We start from the raw sequence: 23232 nt of genomic DNA on the forward strand, positions 1-23232 counted from the left end.
CGACCGTGTGGATCAACGACGTTGCTTTGTTTCGCTTCATGAAAATCAAGCTGCATTTTCTTCACTTTTTCCCCATTGACAACCCTTTGGGCATGCTTATTTGTCCAACATACCTCGCTTTCGTCGAGGCTTTATCTTGATCAACCACGTTTTCAAGGATTGATATTTCATGGCGAAAAACAAGAACACTGACGTTCCCATCAACGGTCTGTACGACGAAGAAGGGAAGATTTTCACTGAAGATGCCGAAGGGACCCCGGAAGGAACCGAGGCGGAAGTTGTGGAAGAAGAGACCGAAGTCTCACTGAGCCAGGAAGAACTCTACGCCCTGTGCCGCGAATCGGTTTGCCCCGAATGTGATGTGCACAAGGAAGCGGAAGGGATTCGTCTTCGCGCTCTGGCTGATGCCGAAAACCTCAAGAAACGCCTGTTGCGTGAGAATGAGGAGATGAAGAAGTACGCCGGAGAGTCCGTGCTCGCCGACCTGCTGCCCGTGCTGGACAATCTTGATCTCGCTTTGGCGCATACCGGCGGTCTGGACGATGCCTGCAAAAATTTCGTCATCGGTGTGGACATGACCCGCAAGATTTTCCTTGATGCCGTCAAGGGGCACGGGCTGGAGGCCGTACAGGCCGCTGTTGGTGCCGAATTCGACCCGGAAGTGCATGAAGCGGTCGGCACGGTTGATCAGAGTGAATTGGGTGACAACCAGATCGCTCAGGTCGTGCAGGGGGGCTATATCCTCAAGGGACGTCTGTTGCGGCCCGCAAAGGTCATGGTCAACAAGGCGTAAACGATTTTTTTTGATGCCACAGCCCTTTACAAGGGTGAACGCATGCTTATTGAACAAAGTAACGAATACTGAACGTCCATTGTGACATATTTCAATAGAAGAGTATTAGGAGGACATACACATGGGTAAGATCATAGGGATCGATCTCGGAACCACCAACTCCTGCGTCTACGTCATGGAGGGTAAAGACCCGAAATGCGTCACCAACCCCGAAGGCGGCCGTACTACGCCGTCCGTGGTTGCTTTTACCGACAAGGAACGCTTGGTGGGTGACATTGCTAAACGGCAGTCTGTCACCAACCCTGAAAAGACTGTTTTCGCTATCAAGCGTATGATGGGCCGTGCTGCCAACGCGCCCGAGGTCAAGAAATGGCAGGCACACTGTCCTTACGACATCGTGGCCGGCAACGGTAACGACGCCTGGGTACAGATCGACGGCAAGAAATACTCGCCGCCAGAAGTCTCCGCCATGATTCTGCAGAAGCTGAAAAAGGACGCTGAGACCTACCTGGGCGAAACTGTAACCGAAGCAGTCATCACTGTTCCGGCATATTTCAACGACTCCCAGCGTCAGGCCACCAAGGACGCAGGCAAGATTGCCGGTCTTGAGGTCAAGCGCATCATCAACGAGCCGACCGCAGCCTCGCTGGCTTACGGCTTTGACAAGAAGGCCAACGAAAAGATCGCGGTTTTTGACCTCGGTGGCGGTACCTTTGATATCTCCATCCTCGAAGTCGGCGACAACGTTGTGGAAGTTCGTGCCACCAACGGTGACACGTTCCTCGGCGGTGAAGATTTCGACCATCGTATCATTGAATACCTGGCCGATGAGTTCAAAAAGGAAAACGGCATCGATCTGTCCAAGGATCGTATGGCCCTGCAGCGTCTGAAAGAAGCTGCTGAAAAGGCCAAGCACGAGCTGTCCAGCTCCGTTGAGACCGAGGTCAATCTGCCGTTTATCACCGCAGATCAGAATGGTCCCAAGCACATGATGGTCAAGATCAGCCGCAGCAAGCTGGAGAAGCTTGTCGAGGATCTGGTTGAGCGTACCGTTGCCCCGTGCAAGAAGGCGCTGAAAGACGCAGGTCTGTCCGCTTCCGACATCGACGAAGTCATCCTCGTTGGTGGTATGACCCGTATGCCGATGGTTCAGGAGAAGGTGAAGTCCTTCTTCGGCAAGGAGCCCAACCGCTCCGTGAACCCGGACGAAGTGGTCGCCATGGGTGCTGCCATTCAGGGTGGTATCCTGGCCGGTGACGTCAAGGACGTGCTCCTGCTGGATGTCACGCCTCTGTCTCTCGGTATCGAGACCATGGGCGGCGTGATGACGCACCTCATCGAGCGCAACACGACCATCCCCACAAAGAAGTCCCAGGTGTTCACCACCGCGGCTGACAATCAGCCCTCCGTGTCCATCCGTGTCTTCCAGGGGGAGCGTCCCATGTCTGCCGACAACAAATTGCTCGGCAACTTCGAACTGACCGGTATTCCGCCGGCACCGCGTGGCGTACCGCAGATCGAGGTCTCCTTTGACATCGATGCCAACGGTATCGTGCACGTCCACGCTAAGGATATGGGCACCGGTCATGAGCAGTCCATCCAGATCACCGCTTCCTCCGGTCTGTCCGATGAGGAAATCGATCAGATGGTCAAGGATGCCGAAGCCCACGCTGACGAGGATAAGGCCAAGCAGGAACTCATTGAGGTCCGCAACCAGGCCGACACCCTCGTCTACACATCCGAGAAGTCTATCCGTGACCTCGGCGATAAGGTGGACAGCGAGCTCAAGGCTGACATCGAAGGCAAGATGGAGGCCCTGAAAAAGGCTCTGGAGACCGACGATGTGGATGAGATCAAAGCCAAGACCGAAGAGCTGGCACAGAGCTCCCACAAGCTGGCCGAGCAGCTCTACGCACAGCAGAACGCTGAGCAGGGCGGCCCTGATATGGGTGCTGAAGGCGCAGCAGAAGCTGGCGCAGCTCCCAAGGATGACGATGATGTGGTCGACGCAGACTACACCGAAGTCAAATAGCCCAGCAGATAACGCAATGACAAAGGGTGCCGGAGAAATCCGGCACCCTTTTTTTATTGCGGCACTCAGTGTGGAGGCCGTCTTTGTACGAGGCGGTTGAAAGACCAAAGGCGTCATTGCGGGCAGGAAAAAGCCCGCCGTTGTCCCGCTTGCAATAGCTGACCAAGCGAAGTATAGCAGTACCGGTCTGCATTCTTGCGACCAGACTGATTCTCTGGTTGCTTAAACCACTCAAATGGAACACTTATGCGACGAATACATACAATGATGACTTTCACCCGCGCCGCACGGCTGCTGATTCTCTTGATTCTTCTGGCACTGCTTGGTTTTGGTTGTGGTCCCATGAAATATGGGCCGATCAAGAGCAGTGATACCCTGTCCACACCGAACCTGTTGGTCGAGGCCGATGCGGCCTGGCAGGCCAAACGGTACGAGGTGGCCGAACTCTATTATGCCGATGCGCTGGAACGCAGCGATCTGGTCCGCTCGGAGCTGCCCACCGTGTATTCACGGCTGGCCAAATCCGCCATTGAGAACGAGCACCCTCAACAGGCTCGTCTGGCGTTGGAAGCCTGGGGCAACATTGATACCAAGGTCCTGTACCGGCTCGATTGGGAGCTTCCCTATCTTGACGCCATGGCCGCGCTCGACAAGACCGAGCGGTTGCGCAACCACCTCAAGTGGGTGCTGGAGAGTGACGCCGTTCCCTGGGAAACCAAGTGGGAAGTGGGGCTGTGGTACAACAGCTACTTCATTGAGAAGCAGAATGCGGAGCGCGCACTGGATGTGCTGGACGGGTTTTATAAGCAAGCGCCTGACGATGTTGCCCGGGCCGGTTTTGAACATGAATTCCTGACACGGCTGCAAGCCATGAGCGATGACGACGTGGAAGCGTTGTCCGTTGCGGTCAATTCCGCCAATCAGTGGCGGTTCCCCTATGCAATGACCGCGTTTGAACGCGGCGTGCGTTCCGTGGATTCCGAGGAGGCATGGCCTGCCAACTGGCGCACTCTGCGTAATATTTCCGTGAATGCCGAACTGGTGGATATGGACCCTCTGCGTTCCCGGTTGGCTGATCTGGAATCCAGGTATGGTCTGCCCACGGTTGGGCTTGCATTGGCACTGCCCGTCACTGGCCCGTATGCCAAGGTGGGGATCAAAATCCTGCGTGGAACCGGATTGGCTCAATGGCGTCTGGCCCAGGATGGAGTGAACGTTGACATCAAGGTCATCAATACTCAGATACCTGGCTGGGAAGCGCGGCTTGACGCGTTGCCGGATCACTATTCCGTGGTGGGCGGCCCCTTGAGAGTCAATGCCTTCAAGCGGTTGTATGAGGCCGGTTCTCCAGGCAAGAATATTCTTAAGGAACGTGCTGTCTTCTCCTTCATGGGGTCCCTTGGCGACAAGATTGAAGGTGAGGATGCATGGCGGTTCTTTACCAGCCGTAATGATGAAGTGCGCAGCCTGGTTTCCCTGACCGTGGACCAGCTTGGCATCAGGGATCTGGCGGTGTTGTATCCTGAAGAAAAATTCGGGCGTACCATGTCCGAGACCTTTTATCGCGAAGCCGCACCTCTGGGGGGACGTATCAAGGGCATGCAGTCCTATCCGTCAAGAGAGCTCAAACAGTGGAGCAAGCGTGTGAGCAAGCTGCTCAAGGTGCCTGCCAACTTTAGTGAAAACAAGGATATTCCGTTGGAAATGCCCGATTTTGGGGCTGTGTTCATCCCGGATGGATGGAGTCAGGCGCAGACGCTGCTGCCTAATTTCTTCTTTTATGAAGGCGACCAGCTTGTCTTTCTCGGGCCTGGCCTGTGGAGTCGCGCATTGGATTCCACCAAGGGTATCGATGAGCATTACTATCGACTGGCAATCTGTCCCGGTGCATGGTGGGCGGATTCGGATGGCGGGCGCAACCTTCAGAACGCGCTCACTGAAGAAGGACTCGGCAAGGCCGATTTCTGGGTGGCGTTAGGCTATGACTTTATTCGCTTTGCCGGTCAGTTCGGCGTTCTGCCGTCAAACTGGGATGCCGATGATGTGAATACGCGCATCCAGTCGGCGCAGGGAATGGATTTCAGCATGGCTCCCATAACCTGGACCAAGTCCGGTGTGGCCAGCCAGGAGCTGTTCCTGTTCAGTCCCGTGAGAAACGGCAAACAGCTTGTTGATGTCGAGAAACTCAAGGTGCGTATCGCCAAGGCCAAGGCGCGTCGTGAAAGACGCATGAAAGCCTACGAAAAGCGTATTGATGCGAAAATGAAGAAATCCAGGCGCTCCTCGGCAACCAACCCGGATATTCCGCCGACACACTAGTCGGCGTATTACATAAGGAGAATAGAATGAAAATCAGTCCCGAAGAAGTGGCAAAGGTCGCCAAGCTTTCCCGGCTTGATCTGCCACAGGACAAACTCGAACTCTTCGCCGGTCAGCTCGGCGATATACTGGACTATATGGATAAGCTCGGTGAACTCGATACTGAGAGTGTCGAGCCCATGTACAGTCCGGTCAAACACACCACTGTCCTGCGTAAGGACGAGGTGAAAAAAGAATACACCCGTGATGACGTGCTTTCCAACGCTCCCGAGCAGGATGGCCAGTTCTTCATTGTTCCCCGTATCGTATAATTTACCGATAATATTCAGGATTGATTAATGTCTGAACTCTATACAAAGACTCTCACAGAGATAGCCGAACAGCTCCAGAGTGGTGCCGTGACCTCTGCCGAGGCCGTAAAAAACTGCCTGGGCCGCATCGAAACCACTGAGCCGCAGGTCAAGGCGCTTATCACCGTTTTGGGTGAAGATGCGTTGAAGCAGGCCGAGGCCATGGACGCTGACGGACCAGATGCATCCAGGCCGCTGTGGGGTGTCCCCATCGTCTTGAAGGATCTGTTGGCCGCAAAGGGCACAAAGACCACCTGTGCTTCGAAGATTCTTGAAAATTTCGTTCCCTTTTATGATGCGACAGCGGTTGTCAAACTCAAGGAAGCGGGAGCCATCATAATCGGCAAGGCCAACATGGACGAATTCGCCATGGGGTCCACCACCGAAAACAGCGCCTTTATGACGACCCGCAACCCCTGGGACAACGAACGTGTGCCGGGTGGCTCTTCCGGTGGCTCCGGGGCCACGGTTGCCGCAGGTCAGTGCTTTGGCGCGCTTGGTACCGACACAGGTGGGTCAATCCGCACCCCGGCTTCATTTTGCGGCATTGTCGGTCTCAAACCGACCTATGGCCGTATCTCCCGTTTCGGCCTTATCGCCTACGGGTCTTCCCTTGACCAGATCGGTCCCATGGCCCGCAGTGTCGAGGATGCCGCCCGTATGTTACAGGTCATGGCCGGATACGATCCCAAAGACTCCACCTCGGTGGATGTTGATGTTCCTGATTATCTGGCCGCCCTTGGCCGTGAGAATCTCGACGGCGTGAAGATCGGTTTGCCCAAGGAGTACTGGGGCGAAGGGCTGGACGAGGAAGTCGAAGTCGCTCTCAAGGCAGCCATTGCCAAGGCTGAGCAGCTTGGTGCCACCATGGTTCCCCTGTCCCTGAGCCTGACCGATTACGCTATCGCGACCTACTATATTATCGCCATGGCTGAGGCGTCTTCCAACCTGTCCCGTTTTGACGGTGTCCGTTTCGGTCATCGCAACAAGGATGCCGAAGAACTGATCGACATGTATACGTCCAGCCGTACCGAAGGGTTTGGCGACGAGGTACAGCGCCGCATTATCATGGGTACTTACGTCCTCTCCAGCGGATATTATGATGCCTACTATAACAAGGCCGCCAAGGTTCGTCGTCTCCTGCGGGAGGATTTTGAAAAGGCGTTCGAGCAGTGTGATCTCATCGCCGGTCCGGTGCTGCCCACCGTTGCGCCCAAGGTTGAGGACGAGATGACGCCGTTGCAGATGTATCTCATCGATATCTTTACGGTCTCCGCCAACCTGGCCGGTATTCCCGGTATGAGCCTGCCCGTGGGGCTCGGTAAGGACTCCGGCATGCCTGTGGGCCTTCAGCTCATGGGGCCGGCTTTCTCGGAAGCGGATATGCTTTCCGTGGCCGAGTGTCTGGAGAAGAATCTGGAGCCCATGCCGCTGGCACAGCTGTAGGGATTGATTGAAAAAGAAAAGCCGGTTGCATCTGTTTTGGATGCAACCGGCTTATTTCGTTTGAAAGAAATTATTTGTTTTTGTTTTCAGTCCACCGTTTCCGATTGGATTTGTTGACTGCACTATCTCTTTTGATCCAATTGAAATATGGGGCATACTTTCCCATTCCCCCGTTGTTCACAAAAATGATATCTTGATTGGAAGCGTGTCTGCCTGCCCATACAAGTGGAATAATGATTGCTCCGCAAGCGCTGGCGACCAGACCGGTTCCCAATCCGACATAGATATCATGAAATTGACCAACAAAGATATTGGCTAAAGGGACAAGCAGGGTACCGACTGTCACTCCGAGGAGTATGCGGAATCGGCCCAGGTAGCCAGCAAGAAAGAAGACGGCGAAGTGAAAGAACAATCCAACGCCTGTGTATTCAATGTCCATGGAATATTGTATGCTGGTTTAGGCATAAAGGTCAATCGATTGCTGGAAATGCCGGGCCAAGTCCTATACCATCATCCAAATATTTTTATAGAGAGGAACAGTTTATGATAATCGCCGTGGCCGTATCAGGTGGCATGGACAGCCTGCTCTCACTGGCTCTGCTCAAGGAGCAGGGGCATGATTTGATTGCTGTGCACGGTCATTTCCTGCCGCCCAATCCTGCCTGGCAGTCGGTGATCGAGGGATTGACCAAAGCGTGCGACATCCTTGGTGTGCCATTTCATGCTCTTGATTTACATAAGGAATTTGATTGTCGGGTGGTGGCCCCATTTGTGAAGGACTATCGTGCCGGACTGACACCCAATCCGTGCGCCATGTGTAATCCACGCATGAAATTCGGGGTGCTCTTTGACGCCGCTCGCCAACTCGGTGCAGACAGGCTGGCAACCGGACATTACGTCAGCATGGTGGCGCGGGAGCAGGGGCGTATGTTGGTGCGCGGGGCGGATATGACCAAGGATCAAAGCTATTTCCTTTCCCTGGTTCCCATCGAAAACCTGCGGCAGGCAGAATTCCCTCTGGCTGAAACCTTGAAGAAGGATGTCCTCGAAATTTTGGCCAAGCATGGTTTGACGCCGCCTATTCCCAGCGAGAGTCAGGAGATATGTTTTGTGCCGGATGACGATTATCAGGCCTTTCTGTTGGAGCGAGGTCCCATGCCTGAAGGCGGCCCGGCGATCCTGCCGGATGGGACGATCGTCGGTGAACACAAGGGATTGTGGCGGCACACGCAGGGGCAACGGCGCGGGCTTGGCATTGCGTGGACAGAGGCGCTTTATGTCCTGGACAAGGATGTGCACTCCAATACGCTCATTGTTGGCCCCAAATCAGCATTGCAGTCCGGCGGGTGTGTGGCCGGGCAGGTGAACCTCATGTCTCCCATGGATGCATGGCCGGAAATCGTCATGGTGCAGACGCGGTACAGGCAAAAGGCCAAGCCGAGCCAGGTGAAACTGGTTGGCGGCTCGTTGCGGTTTGAATTTCTGGAATCACACACGCGTCCCACACCCGGGCAGGTTGCAGCGGTCTATACCGAGGACGGCATGGTGCTGGGAGGCGGGATCATAGAGAAGCCCCTGCCGTTATAGGTCGCCGGAGCGCAGCTCCCAGCGTTGTTCCTGGTCGGCCTTGTAACCGTCAGAGCGGTTTTTGTTCAGCACCCTGTGAATTTTTTCAGGCGTCAGCTCCGGTTTTTTTTCAAGGTACGCTGCGGATTTCTGTACTTCCGTATACATGCGGTAGTTGTTTGAATCCTTGTATTGTTTGAGCAGGGAGAAGCCTGCTTCCCGTTCCTCGAGATAGATGAGGGTGATGCCGAGGTAATAGGTCGCGTCAGGGTGGTTGGGGTAGTTCTCCAGCGTGATCTCAAACAGTTCGCGAGCCGCCTGATATTTGCTCTCGTTGAGGGCTTTTACGCCGAGCTTGTTGGTGTCGTATGCCTCGTTCGGCCCGTTGCGCAGAAAGTCTCCATAGGAGTTTAAGGACACGCCAAAGCCACCGGTGGCTATGCCCACGCCGGACCGACCGTTGCCGACACCGACGCCCACACGCGTTCCGCTGCTCCCCATGCCGACGCCCACGGTGCTGTTGCACGCGGACAGCATGAGCATCACGGTCAGGAGTGTGACGGCCACAAGAGCGGGCAGGGCTACTTTTCGTTTTTTACATATGGTATTCGTTTGCGTCATGGGTCGACTCTCGGCTAGACTAAATAAATTCATCAGGAGTACTGCATCGTATCATGATTACCTTCTACACCGCTACCCTGGGGTGCAAGATCAACCAGTATGAGTCTCAAGCTATAGGTGAGGCCTGGGCCGCCAATGCGTCCGAAGGGCGCGCCAGTGAGGTGTCCGATCCCACAAAGGCGAATCTTATTCTGGTCAACTCCTGTGCTGTCACCGCCAACGCCGTGGCCGACCTGCGTCAGACCGTGCGCCGTTTTCATAGAGACAATCCGCAGGCCGAGATCATCATCACCGGCTGCGCGGCGCAGGTGATGCCCGACGAATTGGCCCAACTGCCTGGAGTTGTCCGGGTGGTGCGTCAGGAAGATAAACCCCAGCTGCTGAGCGGCCCGCAGGGCCAGGCCTCTGCCGGAGAAAAGCCCCGGTTCGCACCGTTTTCCATATCTGGATATGGCCGCGCCAGAGCCGTCGTCAAGGTGCAGGATGGCTGCTCCCATCACTGTACCTACTGCATCGTGCCGCTTACACGAGGCAAATCCGTCAGCCGTCCGGTCAATGAGGTGGTGGATGAAGTTGACAGATTGCTGGCTGCCGGGTTCCGTGAATTCATACTGAGCGGCATCAACCTCCGTCATTTTGGTCGTGACCTCGATGGCAAACCCGATTTTTGGGATCTGGTGGCCCGACTCGATACCGAATTCGGGCTGAACTGGGTTGGCAGGGCGCGTTTTCGTATTTCATCGGTTGAGCCGGGGCAGCTGAATGACAAGGCGCTTGCCGTGCTTTCCAACGCCTCCATGGTCTGCCCCCAGCTCCATCTGTCTCTGCAAAGCGGTGATCCGGTGGTGCTCAAAGCCATGGGGCGCGGACATTACAGCCCGCAATCCGCACTACAGTTCATGGAGCGTTTGGCGGAATTCTGGCCGGTAATCGGTCTGGGAGCAGACCTTATTACCGGGTTTCCGGGCGAAACAGAGGAACAATTTGAGAATACCATGGCCTTGTGTCGTGCTTTGCCATTGACATACGGGCATGTTTTTCCCTATTCCGAGCGACCCGGAACGCGTGCGGTGGAGCTGCCCGATGCAGTGGATGTTCCGATACGCAAGGAGCGGGCGGCTCGATTGCGGAAACTGGTGAATGCCAAGAAGCAGGCCTTTTTGGAAAGCCTTCTTGCGATTCCGCACCTTGATGTTCTGGTTCAGGACGACAAGGGACGTGGCGTAAGCGAGTATTATGCCGCCTGCCGTTTCATTTCCCTGCCAGAGAACGCAGAGCCGCGTTCGCTGGTGCGGGCGCGACCGGTCAAGCTGGAGAAGCACGTCCTCCTCGTTGAACCGCTGGAGAATGCATGAGTACGCCGACGATTCCTGATCCCGGACAACTGATCATATCGGTTCTGAGTTCGCAATGGGACGCTTTTTGGCCTGACCTGCTGCATGAGCTTGAAGAGGCGTATGGTCCGGCTGATACAGTGACAGAGCTCTTCGCCTTTGATCAGACCGCGTACTATGATGCTGAGTTGGGAACGCCCATCACTCGTCGGCTTGTCGGTTTCACAGGATTGCGTCCATTGGATGAGCTGGCAGACATCAAACAGTTTACCAACTCTCTGGAGGTCAGGCAGAGTGCTGAGGGAAACCGGCTTTTCAATCTTGATCCCGGTTTTATCACGCTACAAAGCCTGGTTTTGGCCACAGGAAAGAATTTTTCGCACCGGATATACCTTAAAGCGGGAATCTGGGCTGATCTGACATTGATTTGGCAGAAAAAACAGTGGGTTGATTTTCCCTGGACTTTCCCTGACTACGCGGGGGAAGAGATGAAATCCCGGCTGACAAAATTGCGTCAGTCGTATAGAAACAAGCTGAGCAAGCCGCAGACGTAAATCGATTGGAACACCACGCGGCTTCCAACAATAAGGAAGAAATATATGCCCGTTAGCATGACCGGTTTTGGCCGGTTCGAGACCAATGAAGACGCCTGGACTCATGTCTGGGAAGTAAAATCAGTCAATGGCCGCTACCTCGACGTCAAGTGGAGAATGCCCGGCTACCTTCGCTCCCTGGAGAATGGTTGGGAAAAAATCGTCCGCACCTACGCCTCGCGTGGTCGGGTGGATGTCTCCCTGAACCTTGAAGTGCTGGATTCCGGCATTCTCGGCATGACCTTCAACGAGACCATGGCCAATGCCATGTTCGAGCAGATGGAGAAGTTGGCCACAAGTCGTGGAGAGTCTTTCAGCCCCGATTATAACCGAGTACTCGGTATGTCCGCGCTGTGGCGCGACAACGGCTCCGAGCCTGATCCCGGCCTGACGGAGAGCCTGACCAGCGGCCTTGAAGCCGCCCTCAAGGATTGGGTGGATTCCCGTGGAGTGGAAGGGGACGCCATGGTGACTGATCTGACCAGCCGTCTGGAGACCCTGCGCGACCTTACGGAAAAGGTGAAGGTACGCATCCCTGAAATACTGGAGGCCAAGAAAACGGCGCTGCGTCAGCGTATCGTGGATATGCTGGATGCGGCCAATGCCGAATTTTCCGAAGACCGGATGTTGCAGGAAGTGGCCTACCTCACGGATAAGCTCGACGTCTCCGAAGAGTTGACCCGTCTGGATGCGCACCTGGACCGTCTGGACGAGGTGCTGGCTTCCGAAGGCAATGTGGGCAAGAAGCTCGACTTTTTGGTGCAGGAGACATTCCGCGAGATTAACACCTGCGGCAACAAGGCACAGGATACGGCAGTCAGTCGGTTGGTCGTGGATTTCAAGGCAGAGCTTGAGCGGTGCCGTGAACAGGTTCAAAACATCGAATAAAAGACAGGAGTAGCCATGCAGAAACAGGGATTACTCAATGTCGGCTTTGGAAATTTCGTGGTCCTCGACAGGGTCGTGTCCATCGTCAACCCCTCAAGTGCGCCCATGCGTCGCCTGAGGGAGGACGCCCGCGCCGAGGGCAGGCTCATCGACGCCACACAGGGGCGCAAGACCAGAGCGATCATTGTCACGGATTCAAATCATGTGGTCCTGTCCGCCATCCAGGCAGAGACTATCGGTCAAAGGTTCAGCGCAGATGAGGGGGAATAGGTGAGCCAGGACGATCATACATTCAGGCTGGGCGAGGTCCTCGTGGTCTGTGCGCCCAGTGGAACCGGCAAGAGCACGCTTATCAACATGCTACGGGAAGAGTTTCCGGATTTCGGTTTTTCGGTGTCCTACACGACCCGTGCCCCGCGTGGCGAGGAGCAGAATGGGCGCGAGTACAATTTCGTGACCCGCGAACAGTTCGTTGCCATGCGTAGTCGCGGTGATTTCTGCGAATGGGCAGAAGTGCACGGCAATTTTTATGGAACGGCGACCAAGCCTGTGGAAGCCATGTTGGATGCCGGGCGAGACGTGCTTTTTGATATTGACGTGCAGGGCGCGAAGCAGCTCAAGAAGACATTTTACAAGGGAACATATGTGTTCCTGCTGCCTCCGTCCCGCGAGGAGCTGGTGGCCAGACTGGAAGGACGCGGCACGGATTCAGCCGAGTCCATCTCCAAACGGTTGACCAACGCATCCGGTGAACTTTCTCAGGCAAAATGGTTTGACTACTGGGTGGTCAACGACGATTTGGAGTTGGCGTATCAGGAATTGAGGGCCGTGTATCTGGCCGGGCGGTGCAAGCCGTCGCTGCGTCCTGGTATTCTTGGTAATATTATGAAGACATGGGAAGACGATGGCTGAACTGGTAGTTGCGCTTGATTTCAAGGACGCCGAGTCCGCACTGGATATGGCCCGGACTCTTGCAGGATCTGCCCCGTGGATGAAGGTTGGTCTGGAGCTGTTCACAGCCGAAGGACCGATGGTTGTCAGGGAACTCAAGGGATTGGGATACAAGGTCTTTCTCGATCTGAAGTTTTTCGATATCCCCAATACCGTACAGGGTGCAGTCCGGTCTGCTGTCCGGTCCGGTGCAGACATGGTCAACATCCATGCTCTGGGTGGAGAACGCATGGCAAAGGCCGCCATGGAAGGGTGTGCTGAGGGCGTCGAGTCCGGGGCGCAACCGCCCATGGTGTTGGCCGTGACCATGTTGACCAGCATGGCTGCCGGAGACCTGCCGGTGGATAATGCGCCCGCTCCATCTGAAATGGCCCTTGACCTTGCTGTAAAAGCCAAGCAATATGGACTAAATGGAGTGGTTTGTTCCGGGCTTGAAGTGCAGCGAATCAAGGCTGCATGCAGTAACGACTTCGTATGTCTTACTCCGGGAATCCGTCCTGCCGATTCCGAGGCCGGAGATCAGCGGCGGGTTGTAACGCCTGCACAGGCCGTGCGGAGTGGCTCGGATTTTCTGGTGGTGGGGCGTCCAATCACCCAGGCTGTATCACCCAAGGATGCCGCATTGGCGATTATGCTGGAGATGGAGCAGGCCGGATAGGAGCAGTAGATGTCCGATCAGGAACACGGCGAAGCAGAACACGGAATCATCCGTGATGGTGCGGAAAAAATCAAAGGTGTTTTTTCCACTCAGACGGTTGCCAAGGTTGGCACCGGCACTACGCAGCGCAAAACGATCCAGAAGACATACTGGGACGCCGAAGAACTTGATAACGGCCAGATTTCCATCCAGCCTCTGAATAAGAACTATGTTCCGTCCGGTCCCAAGCGTAATATCGAGCGCGACGATTTCCTGACCAAATTCAATCCTGAACCCGAATTTTATGTCTCTACCGTGTTTCCGGCCATCAAGGAGATGGATGGCGCGATCGTGCGTGGCGAAAAGCACCGCGAACGTGGTGCGGCATACTCTGCTGAGTTCGAATATCAACAGGCCATGGACATCGACGAAGAGAACGTCCGTGCCAACTTCGGGTTGGGATTGACCTACCTCGACCGTGGAGACCAGGTGAAGGCCAACGATATCTTTGAGCGGTTGGTCGATCTGGAAGCTGCCTTTGACGTGGAGCACAAGCACTTGTTCAATGATTTCGGCATTAATATGCGTAAGAACAAGATGTACGATCAAGCTCTGCAATATTATCTTCGAGCTGAGGGACTGGTACAGAACGATGAGCACCTCTTTCACAACATCGCCCGTTGCTACTATGAGAAAGGCAACGTGGAGGGATGCAAGGAATATCTGATTAAGAGTCTGGAAGTGAACCCCAAGCTTGAAGCGAGCTTGCAGTTCTGGGAGTTTCTCAAGGGACAGGGACTGGTGAAAGCGGACGAGGGGCCGAATCTCTCCTCTGAACCCGCGAATGAAACGCCGCCCGAAACAGAAGAGGAAGAAAGTCCTCAAACCGACTCCGGTTCTTCTTCGGCCCCCATTAATCTGGACTAACGGCTTTTTCCACCTTTGACAGGGTGACACCTTGGTGTGCGCAGGAGTTCCCATGGACCAGAGCAAGATTCAGAATTTTCTCAAGGAATTGCCCCAGATGAGGGAGGACCTTCCCTTTTCCCCGGAAATACTCCAGCAATTGTTCGTGCAGACCAGTGGATACTCCTATGCTTCTCTGGAGGATGTCGGGGTGACTCTGAGCAGGGATCAGGGCTTGACCACGCGTATACTCAGTCTGGCCAACTCCGCCTATTACGGGCTTCAGGCCGAGGTGCAGTCTGTGCCGCGTGCGGCGGCAGTGCTTGGCATGTCGGAGATCCGCAATATTGTGCTGGCCCTGGGGGTCAATGGGCTGGCCAAGGCCTATGACATGCCGGAAGAGTTCACGTTGGAAGCATACTGGCTCCATCAGTTTAAAGTGGGCGCCGTTGCCAAAGAACTTTCCCGCATCACCGACATTGGCAAGCCGGATAATCTTTTTACCGCAGGGCTGCTGCACGACATCGGCAAGCTGATTACCGCCTTGAAGCGACCGTTTGATTGGGCTGCCATCCAGGATCTCGCAGAAACGGACGATATGCAGGATAATGAAGCCGAAGAAGCATACTGGGGCATGGACCATGCGGTGGTCGGTGCTCTGGTCCTCAATTCATGGGATCTGCCGGTCAATCTGGTGGAGCCGGTCAACTGGCATCATTCTCCGGCTCTGGCGCCGCAACATTCGGGTGAGGCAACGTTGGTCTCTCTTGCCAATGCGGTGGTTCATGTCATGGAAGACCCTGACAGTGCCTACATGGTGCGCGTTGAAGATCTGTGCCATGACATGGACGTTGAATTTGATGATCTGATGGAATTTGCCGAAGAGCTGGTCGAGTCTGATGACATCGAGCAGTTCGTAAAAACACTCTCCTAACATATTGGAATACTAGATTGCCTTGCATTTGGAAACCTCGCGGTGAAGAAACCGCGCCCGCTTGTGCCGCCGCCATGGCAGAAGAGTTGAACGTGTCTGAACTCATCGTGGAAATACTCTGGAACCGGGGATTGACCGATGTTGAGGAGATGGACAAGTTCCTCAGCCCGCTCCTGCGGCATATGGCCAACCCTGTGGAAATACCCGGCCTTGCAGAGGCTGTTGAGGTCATCGCGAAAGGTGTGGCCGAAGGGCGCACGCTGGGCGTGTGGGGTGACTATGATGTGGACGGCATCACGGCCACGGCTGTGGTCAAGGAATTTTTCGGCAGTCGGGGTATCGATATCCCGCATCACCTGCCCAACCGCATGGAGGAAGGGTATGGCATGAACACGGAGGGCGTGGAGCAACTCAGAGAGCAAGGGGTCGATATGCTGCTCACCGTGGACTGCGGCATCTCCGATCTGGAGCCTGTGGCCCGCGCAAAGGAGTTGGGCATGATCGTGGTGGTTTCGGATCATCACCTGCCTGGTGACGAGCTGCCCGAGGCCGATGCCATTTGCAATCCGCGACTCATTGAAGGCGGCTCCTGTGATGATCTGGCCGGAGTCGGGGTGGCGTTCATGCTCATGGTCGCGCTCAATAAATTATTGCCCGGTGATCCGGTGGACGTACGACCGCTCCTTGATCTGGTGGCACTGGGCACTATCGCCGATATCGTCAAACTCACCGGACAGAATCGTATTCTGGTCAAGAACGGCCTGTTGATCATCAAGGAAGCCAAACGCCCGGGCATGGCCGCGCTCAAGGTGGTCAGCGACTACGAGCGACAGGCGGAGCTTGGCGCCGGGCAGATCGGGTACAACCTCGCGCCCCGTATCAATGCGGCCGGCCGTATGGGTGACCCGACCAAGGCCCTCAATTTGCTGCTGGCCGACAGCTTTGACGAGGCCATGCCCATTGCCGAAGAGTTGAATTCCATCAATATGGAGCGTCGTCGGCAGGAGCAGGAGATCGCCGAGCAGGCATTTGCCCAGGCCGAGTCCATGAAACACATGGCCGGATTTGTGCTTCACGGAGAGGACTGGCATCCCGGTATCATCGGTATTGTCGCTTCTCGTGTGGTGGAGAAATACTATCGGCCCACGCTTATCCTGTGCACCTCGGAGACGGGCGAAGGGCTGCTGAAAGGTTCTGGGCGCAGTGTGTCGGAGTACAACCTGTACGAGGGCTTGCAGGCTGTCAGCGGTGTGCTCGAAGGATTCGGCGGACATAAGCAGGCGGCAGGCTTGTCGCTCAAGCCGGAGAATCTCACGGCCCTGCGTGAACAGTTCAATAACCATGTGGTTGATACGCTTGGACCTGAACCGCTTACACCGACCCTCAAGCTTGATCACGAGCTGGGTTTCTCCAACATCAATCACACGTTGCTCAAAGAGCTGGAACTGCTGCAACCCTTTGGCATGGGGAACCCGGAGCCGCTCTTTGCCACCAAAAAAGTGACCGTCGCCGAGCACCGCACGTTTGGCCGCGAACGCGAACACGTGAAAGTGGTCCTCAAGGACGAAGAGACCGGTACCAGATTGCCAGGCAAGGCATGGCGTATGGCCAGCACCCTGACGCATCAGGTGCGCGACAGAAAAATGCGCTTCGCCTTTTCGCCAAAGATCGATCGTTTTCGCGGCATACCCACCATCGATCTTCTGATCAAGGATTGGATTTTTTAAACAAAGTCGGCTGCGTTGTAGCTTGATCGGACCAGCGGCGCGCTGAACATGTGTCTGATGCCGCGCTGCTTTCCTTCTTTCGCATATTCTTCGAATTTTTCCGGTTCCACATATCGCTTGACCAGCGGGTGTTGACGGCTGGGCTGCATGTACTGGCCGATGGTCACGATATCGCAGGCAATGGACGCCAGGTCGTCTAGGACGCGCATGATCTGTTCATCGGTTTCGCCGAGTCCGACCATGATGCCGGACTTGGTGGGGATATCCGGCGCGATGCGTTTGGCGTTGGACAGAAAGTCCAGAGACTGCTGGTAGTTCGCTTGTGGGCGAATGGTGTCGTAGAGGGACGGGACGGTCTCAAGGTTGTGGTTGATCACATCCGGGCGGGCGTTGAGTACGGTGGTGAGGGCGGCTTCATCCCCCTGAAAGTCGGGAGTGAGCACTTCCACCGTGCAGTTCGACAGGACTTCCTTTACCGCACGGATGGTGGCGGCAAAATGCGCGGCCCCGCCATCGGGCAGGTCATCGCGGGTGACAGACGTGATAACCACATGTTTGAGCGCAAGACGTCTGGCTGCTTCGGCCACGCGGGCCGGTTCGGTCGGGTCCAGTTGCTCAAGATCGCCGGAGATGATGTTGCAGAATGCGCAGTTGCGCGTGCACACATTGCCCATGATCAGGAAGGTCGCCACGTTCTTGGAGAAGCACTCCCATTTGTTGGGGCATTTGGCCGATTGGCAGACCGTATTCAGGTTGAGGTCGTCTATCAGGTCTGCCGTGCTGGAAAAATTACGGCTTTCCGGGAGCTTGACCCGCAACCATTGGGGGATGCGTAAAGGCTTTTCTGAATTCGTTGCTGAAGACATATTTGGCGTCCTTCATGGTTATGTCATATCCGGCTTCCGTAGAAAGGGAGGTGGGAACCGCCCCCTGGATGCCACAGAGTGTGATGGCGTTGAACAGGCTGACGTCGCGGCCGACATTGAGAGCCAACCCGTGATAGGTGACCCAGCGGCGTACGCCGATGCCCATTGAGCATATTTTTTTGGTCTCGTCCACCCATACACCGGGGTGCCCCTGACGACGGATGGCGGCAACCCCGAAATGAGCGCAGGTGCGGATGACCGCTTCCTCCATGTCGCAGAAGAACTGCTTCATGCCGCCCGGTCGTTTTTCTACCCGCCAGATGGGATAGGCCACCAGTTGGCCCGGAAAGTGGCAGGTGATGTTGCCGCCCCGCGTGGTCTGGGCAACCTGAATCCCCTGGGCGGCGAGCAGGGATTCGTCCATGAGCAGGTTCTCGGCGCCGCCCTGACGGCCGAGGGTAATGACCTTGGGATGCTCCAGCAGAAAGACGGTGTTTTCTTCGTCTCCGGCAGTGACCGTTTCAAGGGTCTTGAGTTGCAGGGCTTCGGCTTCTTCGTATTCCATCAGCCCGAGATCGATGATCCGCATCAGCCTTTGGAAGCTTTTGGTTTGTAAGGAAGCATGACCGCCTTGGATTTGAGGTCGATCTTGGGATTGTCCGGCCAGGTGGGGGCAAAGATTTCTCCCGGAAAGAGGGCGCGAGACTTGGGCGGAATATCAATGAGCGTCAGTCCTTTGTCGGAGCATGCGTATTGTCCCTTGTTGCCGTGCAGTTTGAACGGCTCGGAGATGGCGCGCACTGCTCCCCAGCTGGCCGTGCCTTTTTGTGAGAGATACAGGAAGCTGAGGGTCACGTTGTCCTTCTCAAGCTGTGCCTCGTTGGACAGGGATTGCAGCCAGTCAGGGACATCCTTGACCGAGAAGTTGAAGTGACACCAGGGCGTTCCCGGCATCATGGCAGGCATGGGACATTCCTCGGCGTGCGGGCAGGGTGCGATGGGCTTGATCCCTCTGCTCAGAAAGCTGGAGCGCATTTCGGAGATGATGCGTCCGGTCAGGCGTACGCCGGTCTCGATAAGGAGAATACGGCCCGTGTCCTTTATGCAATTGGACAGGTGCGCGGTCAGCTTGTCAGCCTGAGGGCGTGTGGTCCGACCCGACCAGTCCAGCTCGTTGAAAGCGTTGCATACCATGAGCAGATCGGCTTTCTTGCGCAGATGGTCGGTGAACCCCGCCTTGACGGTCTTGATGCGCCAGGGGGAGTCCTTGCCAGCCATGGCCGTGAAGAGTTTCAATCCGGCCTGCATGGATTTGGGCGAGAGATCCAGGCAGGTGAAATTGAGCTTGCGGTCGCGCAGGTGAGGGCGCGACATCCACAGGGCGATAATGGCGGTCAGGGGACCGGAACCGAGGTCTGCTATTTCGGCACCATCCGGGATATCCAGCTCCAACCCGGAGAAGAGGCGGGACATACGGTAGAGATTCCATGGAAGGAAGTAATACAGATAGGGCGACAGAAACCTGTCATCTGTCATGTACTCCTTGCGCCGCTTGGTCCGTTCATTGGTTAGGCTGCGCGACATGTCACGGATGTCATATTTGAGTTGATCACGGTGTTTGCCCTTGAGCGGCCACGTCCGTTTCAGCAGTGTGCCGAATCGGGCCAATTCCGCCGCATTGTCTTCCGTAAGGTTGGGAAAGAGTCCATTAATCGACATAGCCAAACCGCATCCTTTTTATAAATTCATCGCCAAATGATGTGTCTCCGGTGAGTTCCAACCGGGTCAGGGTGTCGGCCAGCCCTTCTGCGAACACCCGACTTTCGGGGTCCACTGTCAGTATTTCGCTTCCCTTGAGGGAAGTGTTGCCAGCCTTTATCGTCCGTGCCTTGCCGCCGGGCGGCAGGAAGCCGATGGTTTCGAGATCGTTCAGGCTGACATGCTCGCCCAGTGCACCTGCAATGTGGATGGCCGCCAGCTTGCCCGGTGTCAGATCCGCTTCTTTCAGCAGGGTGGACATGGCCAGGTTGAAGGCGGCTTTGACTTTGAGAATTTCTTCTACATCCGAGGCCGGGAGACAGAGGTCGTCGCTGATGACAAAGGCGGGTTCGTCTCCCTCTGTGGTCACCTTGGCCGCCAGCTTGGCTGCCAGCGGAGTGTTGCCTTCGCCGAATTGTCCGGTGTCGGTCAGGATGCCGTGCTTGAGCAGGATGGCGGTGAGTGAAAGATAGCCCGTACCGGTCATGCCCGGTGTGCCGTCTCTCGGGCCTTCGAAATAGGTCGCCTCCAATCCTTTGGGCGTCAGGGTGAAACCGGTGATGGCTCCCGGTCCGGCTGTCCGTCCAAAGGAGAGTCCCACGCCTTCCAGAGCCGGTCCCATGGGAACGCTGGCGCAGATGCGTTTGTCCGGGGACAGGGCCAGAACGAACTCGCCGTTGGTGCCGAGGTCGGCCAGCAAAAATGGATAGTCCGGGGTGTCTCCGTACTCAATGGCAGTCAGCCCGGCAGACAGATCGGCTCCTACAAAAGGAGCGAGCAGGGGCGGAATGTAGGCTGGCGGCAACCCTGCTCCTATTCTCCGTTCATCGCCCCCCTCATAGGTCAGGGTGTAGGGCGCAGCAGCGAGGTCGTCCGGCTTCTTGCCAAGCAGGATATAGGTCATTGCCGGGTTGCCTGAAACCACCAGAGATGTGCACTGACCGCCGAGGTTGCGGGTCGCCAGCAAGGCCAGCTCCGTGATGCGGTCAGTGATGAGTGCGCGCAGGACAAACCGTCCCTCGGCTGTGGCGGCAACGGCCAGGCGGGACATGATCTCGGAGCCGAGTCCGGTCTGGGGGTTCAGCTCCTGTCCTGAGGCCACAGGGGTGCCGTCGACCAGTGCGGTCCAGTGAATGGAGGTGGTGCCGAGGTCCACGGCCAGGGCGAAGTCGCCGGCTTTTTCAGCCAGAGTGCGTATGGCCCGTTGCGAGCGCATGGGCTCGGGCAGTTCGATTTCGCACGGTTCAGACGGGTGCAGGCAGGCGAGCCTCCAGCCTTCGTCCACCTTTTCCTGACCGAGTTTCTTGCGCTCGTCGGCATTGGCTTCCGGGGCGTCCGAGAGGAAGCGCACGCGGCACAATCCGCATTTGCCGAGGCCGGAACACAGCGGTACGCCGTGCCACAGCCGGGACATGAAAATGGTTCGGGCCAGCGTGTCACCGGATTTGGTTTCCAGGGCAAACCGGCCGCCGTCATGGGTATGTATAAGTATGCTCATTGAATTCTCCGTTGTGCGCAGAGACTAGCTTATGGCCTGTGCCATGTAAATGTCGTTTCCCGCCCTTGGCAATGATGCCGAGTCCTGCTAGTTGCCGTGTTGGGCAGGTACATATATGGGCAACAATTCCTTTTCATTTTCCGTGAAATCCAATGCAGGCAACCGCAAGGCCTATCGCGCCAAGATAGATGGTCTGCACGTCAAGGTGGTCGGGCGTCCATCCGTCTATTCTGCTGTCGATCTCAGCCCTACCGGAGTGGGGTTGAATGGGGCCGCCGGTATGCGGGAAGGCAGAATCTTTGAAATAAGTCTGTTCCATAAAGGCAAGCAGCTTATTTCCGGTCTGCAGGTTCGGGTGATTCGGGCGACTGCGTCATTCACCGGACTGGTGTTTGTCGATCTTGATCCACGTCAGACCGACGCGGTCCATGCGTTGGTGTTGTCGGAGCAGAAACGGCAGGTCGATGAGCGGAACAAAGACCGATTTCGCATGGATTTCTAGCAGCGATTGATCCGCGTCAGGGCATCATCCAGATGCTTGAGCCAGACATCGACCAGTCTGTCGTATTCTCCAGCCCCTTTCAGCACCGCTTCACATTCGATTCCGGCGGCTTCAAGTTGGGTCTTCCAGCTTGTTTCGCCATCGCCGATCATGTCGCGGGCGACATGCCAGCCCGTGCCGAACAGGAAGGGCAGAAGGTACGCCTTTTTGACGTTGTCCGCCTTGAAGCGGTCAATGACGACATCGATTCCCGCCTCTTTCTGATGTTCCATGACGCCCATATGCACGTTGGGGTCGCGTTCTTGAAACGCCCGGTGCAGGGCTTCATAGTATATGCTGCCGTCGTGTCGGGTGCCATGTCCCATGAAGAGGACCGCGTCGTTCTCTCCCTTGCCTTCCTCGGCAATGGACAGGATCAGGTCGGCCACGTTTTCCAGATCAGCTTCGCCTGCCACCAGGGGGAATCCCACTTCCACCCGGTTGAAGCCGTCTTTTTTGAGCATCAGTTCGTTTGCCAGCGCAAGCAGCTCATGAAATTCGATGCCGGGGATGAGGTGCAGCGATTGGATCGCCACATGGGTGACACCGTCGGCCAGGAGCTTTTCCAGCGCGTCTGGCACGGAGTCAACGCTCTGGCCGGCTTTTTTCATATGGCCGCGAATAGTCTTTGACGTATAGGCAACCAGCACGGGCAGATCCGGATGGGCCGCACGTACTCGGGCGGTAATGTGATCCAGGGAGGCCTTGGCGTCCTTGTGGCGAGAGCCGAATGCGGCGAGAACAATGGCTGTTTTCATTATTGGGTATTCTTTTTCACCAGAGCCAGCGAGAAATAGTGCGGCTTGGATGGTGCGTCCTTAATATCCATGAGAATGGATTCGTTGTCCATGCCCAAGCGCGAGACCAGCACGGTTTTATCATTGAGGCGGAGTCGGGTCAGGGTCTCTCGTATTTCTTCAAAATTCTTGTACGCTTTCATGATGACCGCATTGTCAGCCACTTTGAGCTGCTCTTCCAGCTTTTCCGGGTCAGTGACGCCGGACGTGATGAGTAGCGACTCCTTGGATTCGGTCAGGACCAGGCCGATTTTCGCGGCTGCGGCATGAAAGGAGGTGATGCCGGGAATCGCCTGAAGTCGGGTGGACGGATCTGTCTTGAGCAGGGTCCGTTGCAGATAGCCATAGGTGGAATAGGTCAGAGGGTCGCCCAGGGTGAGGAAGGCGGCATTCTGTCCCTTGTTAAGCACTTCGGCAACAATGGTGGCATTGTGTTTCCATGCCGTTTCCAATTCGGTTTCGTCTTTTGTCATGGGGAAACTGAGCTGGATCACGCGCACGTCTTCCTTGAGATGCGGTTTGGCGATGCCATAGGCGGTCGAGTAGTCGTTCTTGGTGGAGGCTGCGGCGAAGATGACGTCAACTTCGCTCAATGCGCGGACCGCCTTGAGAGTGAGAAGCTCCGGGTCGCCGGGGCCGACGCCTATGCCGTAGAGAATACCTTTTTGTGTCACT

General features: G+C 56.0%; 24 protein-coding genes. 16 read left to right on the top strand and 8 right to left on the bottom strand.

The features are described from left to right. Nucleotides 1-169: 169 nt before the first annotated feature. The 5 genes from SRBAKS_RS17165 to gatA all read left to right on the top strand — a co-directional run bounded on the left by SRBAKS_RS17165 (nt 170) and on the right by gatA (nt 6940). Entirely contained in the window at nt 170-793 is a 624-nt protein-coding gene (locus tag SRBAKS_RS17165; protein ID WP_229592114.1) for a nucleotide exchange factor GrpE, read from the top strand. A gap of 121 nt (nt 794-914) precedes the next feature. Then, nucleotides 915-2825, top strand: coding sequence for a molecular chaperone DnaK (dnaK, locus tag SRBAKS_RS17170; protein ID WP_229592115.1), 1911 nt, complete (start codon nt 915-917; stop codon nt 2823-2825). A 246-nt stretch (nt 2826-3071) separates the two neighbouring features. Then, nucleotides 3072-5144, top strand: a complete 2073-nt coding sequence (locus SRBAKS_RS17175) for a type 1 periplasmic-binding domain-containing protein (protein WP_229592116.1) — start codon at nt 3072-3074, stop codon at nt 5142-5144. Between the two features lie 26 nt (nt 5145-5170). Beyond that, on the top strand, nt 5171-5455 hold the full coding sequence (gatC, locus tag SRBAKS_RS17180; RefSeq protein WP_229592117.1) for an Asp-tRNA(Asn)/Glu-tRNA(Gln) amidotransferase subunit GatC: 285 nt from the start codon (nt 5171-5173) through the stop codon (nt 5453-5455). Nucleotides 5456-5482: 27 nt separating this feature from the next. Next, a complete protein-coding gene (gene gatA, locus SRBAKS_RS17185) occupies nt 5483-6940 on the top strand; it encodes an Asp-tRNA(Asn)/Glu-tRNA(Gln) amidotransferase subunit GatA (RefSeq protein ID WP_229592118.1) in 1458 nt (485 codons plus the stop codon). A gap of 70 nt (nt 6941-7010) precedes the next feature. Here the strand turns inward: gatA and SRBAKS_RS17190 are convergent, their stop codons facing one another. Then, on the bottom strand, nt 7011-7379 hold the full coding sequence (locus tag SRBAKS_RS17190; RefSeq protein ID WP_229592119.1) for a hypothetical protein: 369 nt from the start codon (nt 7377-7379) through the stop codon (nt 7011-7013). 104 nt (nt 7380-7483) lie between these two features. On the opposite strand from SRBAKS_RS17190, the gene mnmA reads away from it, so the two are divergent. After that, entirely contained in the window at nt 7484-8527 is a 1044-nt protein-coding gene (mnmA, locus tag SRBAKS_RS17195; RefSeq protein ID WP_229592120.1) for a tRNA 2-thiouridine(34) synthase MnmA, read from the top strand. Here mnmA and SRBAKS_RS17200 read toward each other — a convergent pair. Next, nucleotides 8522-9127, bottom strand: a complete 606-nt coding sequence (locus SRBAKS_RS17200) for a tetratricopeptide repeat protein (RefSeq protein WP_229592121.1) — start codon at nt 9125-9127, stop codon at nt 8522-8524. The two genes, mnmA and SRBAKS_RS17200, sit on opposite strands and share 6 nt — an antisense overlap. Before the next feature lie 53 nt (nt 9128-9180). Here SRBAKS_RS17200 and SRBAKS_RS17205 point away from each other — a divergent pair, with 53 nt between their 5' ends. The 9 genes from SRBAKS_RS17205 (at nt 9181) to recJ (ending at nt 17097) form a co-directional block, all read left to right on the top strand. Further along, a complete protein-coding gene (locus SRBAKS_RS17205) occupies nt 9181-10482 on the top strand; it encodes a MiaB/RimO family radical SAM methylthiotransferase (protein ID WP_229592122.1) in 1302 nt (433 codons plus the stop codon). Beyond that, a complete protein-coding gene (locus SRBAKS_RS17210; RefSeq protein WP_229592123.1) occupies nt 10479-11015 on the top strand; it encodes a DUF4416 family protein in 537 nt (178 codons plus the stop codon). Before SRBAKS_RS17205 ends, SRBAKS_RS17210 begins: the two co-directional genes overlap by 4 nt. A gap of 45 nt (nt 11016-11060) precedes the next feature. Next, complete coding sequence (locus tag SRBAKS_RS17215; protein WP_229592124.1) at nt 11061-11942, top strand: YicC/YloC family endoribonuclease; 882 nt, start codon at nt 11061-11063, stop codon at nt 11940-11942. A gap of 15 nt (nt 11943-11957) precedes the next feature. After that, nucleotides 11958-12212 (top strand): DUF370 domain-containing protein, encoded by a 255-nt coding sequence (locus tag SRBAKS_RS17220; protein WP_014323977.1) that lies wholly within the window; start codon nt 11958-11960, stop codon nt 12210-12212. Continuing rightward, a complete protein-coding gene (gene gmk / locus SRBAKS_RS17225) occupies nt 12213-12854 on the top strand; it encodes a guanylate kinase (protein ID WP_229592125.1) in 642 nt (213 codons plus the stop codon). After that, on the top strand, nt 12847-13551 hold the full coding sequence (pyrF, locus tag SRBAKS_RS17230; RefSeq protein WP_229592126.1) for an orotidine-5'-phosphate decarboxylase: 705 nt from the start codon (nt 12847-12849) through the stop codon (nt 13549-13551). The genes gmk and pyrF overlap by 8 nt, the downstream gene beginning before the upstream one ends. Before the next feature lie 9 nt (nt 13552-13560). Beyond that, the gene (locus tag SRBAKS_RS17235; protein ID WP_229592127.1) at nt 13561-14457 is read left to right on the top strand and encodes a tetratricopeptide repeat protein; all 897 of its coding nucleotides are present in this window, start codon (nt 13561-13563) and stop codon (nt 14455-14457) included. Nucleotides 14458-14509: 52 nt separating this feature from the next. After that, on the top strand, nt 14510-15370 hold the full coding sequence (locus tag SRBAKS_RS17240; protein WP_229592128.1) for an HDOD domain-containing protein: 861 nt from the start codon (nt 14510-14512) through the stop codon (nt 15368-15370). A gap of 74 nt (nt 15371-15444) precedes the next feature. Beyond that, nucleotides 15445-17097, top strand: a complete 1653-nt coding sequence (gene recJ / locus SRBAKS_RS17245) for a single-stranded-DNA-specific exonuclease RecJ (RefSeq protein ID WP_229597015.1) — start codon at nt 15445-15447, stop codon at nt 17095-17097. Here the strand turns inward: recJ and lipA are convergent. The 4 genes from lipA to SRBAKS_RS17265 are packed head-to-tail and all read right to left on the bottom strand — an operon-like array spanning nt 17094 to nt 21219. Continuing rightward, the gene (gene lipA, locus SRBAKS_RS17250; RefSeq protein WP_229592129.1) at nt 17094-17963 is read right to left on the bottom strand and encodes a lipoyl synthase; all 870 of its coding nucleotides are present in this window, start codon (nt 17961-17963) and stop codon (nt 17094-17096) included. The two genes, recJ and lipA, sit on opposite strands and share 4 nt — an antisense overlap. After that, entirely contained in the window at nt 17887-18552 is a 666-nt protein-coding gene (gene lipB / locus SRBAKS_RS17255; protein WP_229592130.1) for a lipoyl(octanoyl) transferase LipB, read from the bottom strand. The genes lipA and lipB overlap by 77 nt, the downstream gene beginning before the upstream one ends. Beyond that, nucleotides 18552-19682, bottom strand: coding sequence for a small ribosomal subunit Rsm22 family protein (locus SRBAKS_RS17260; protein ID WP_229592131.1), 1131 nt, complete (start codon nt 19680-19682; stop codon nt 18552-18554). The genes lipB and SRBAKS_RS17260 overlap by 1 nt, the downstream gene beginning before the upstream one ends. Beyond that, nucleotides 19672-21219, bottom strand: a complete 1548-nt coding sequence (locus SRBAKS_RS17265) for an ASKHA domain-containing protein (protein WP_229592132.1) — start codon at nt 21217-21219, stop codon at nt 19672-19674. Before SRBAKS_RS17265 ends, SRBAKS_RS17260 begins: the two co-directional genes overlap by 11 nt. A gap of 115 nt (nt 21220-21334) precedes the next feature. On the opposite strand from SRBAKS_RS17265, the gene SRBAKS_RS17270 reads away from it, so the two are divergent. Next, nucleotides 21335-21721, top strand: coding sequence for a PilZ domain-containing protein (locus SRBAKS_RS17270; protein ID WP_229592133.1), 387 nt, complete (start codon nt 21335-21337; stop codon nt 21719-21721). Here SRBAKS_RS17270 and SRBAKS_RS17275 read toward each other — a convergent pair. Then, complete coding sequence (locus SRBAKS_RS17275) at nt 21718-22518, bottom strand: sirohydrochlorin cobaltochelatase (RefSeq protein WP_229592134.1); 801 nt, start codon at nt 22516-22518, stop codon at nt 21718-21720. The genes SRBAKS_RS17270 and SRBAKS_RS17275 overlap by 4 nt on opposite strands. Continuing rightward, nucleotides 22518-23231: a precorrin-2 C(20)-methyltransferase gene (gene cobI / locus SRBAKS_RS17280; RefSeq protein ID WP_229592135.1), complete on the bottom strand. Its 714-nt coding sequence runs from the start codon at nt 23229-23231 to the stop codon at nt 22518-22520. The genes SRBAKS_RS17275 and cobI overlap by 1 nt, the downstream gene beginning before the upstream one ends. Nucleotide 23232: the final 1 nt, after the last annotated feature.

It is taken from the genome of Pseudodesulfovibrio sediminis (assembly GCF_020886695.1).
In the GTDB taxonomy this organism is placed as follows: domain Bacteria; phylum Desulfobacterota; class Desulfovibrionia; order Desulfovibrionales; family Desulfovibrionaceae; genus Pseudodesulfovibrio; species Pseudodesulfovibrio sediminis.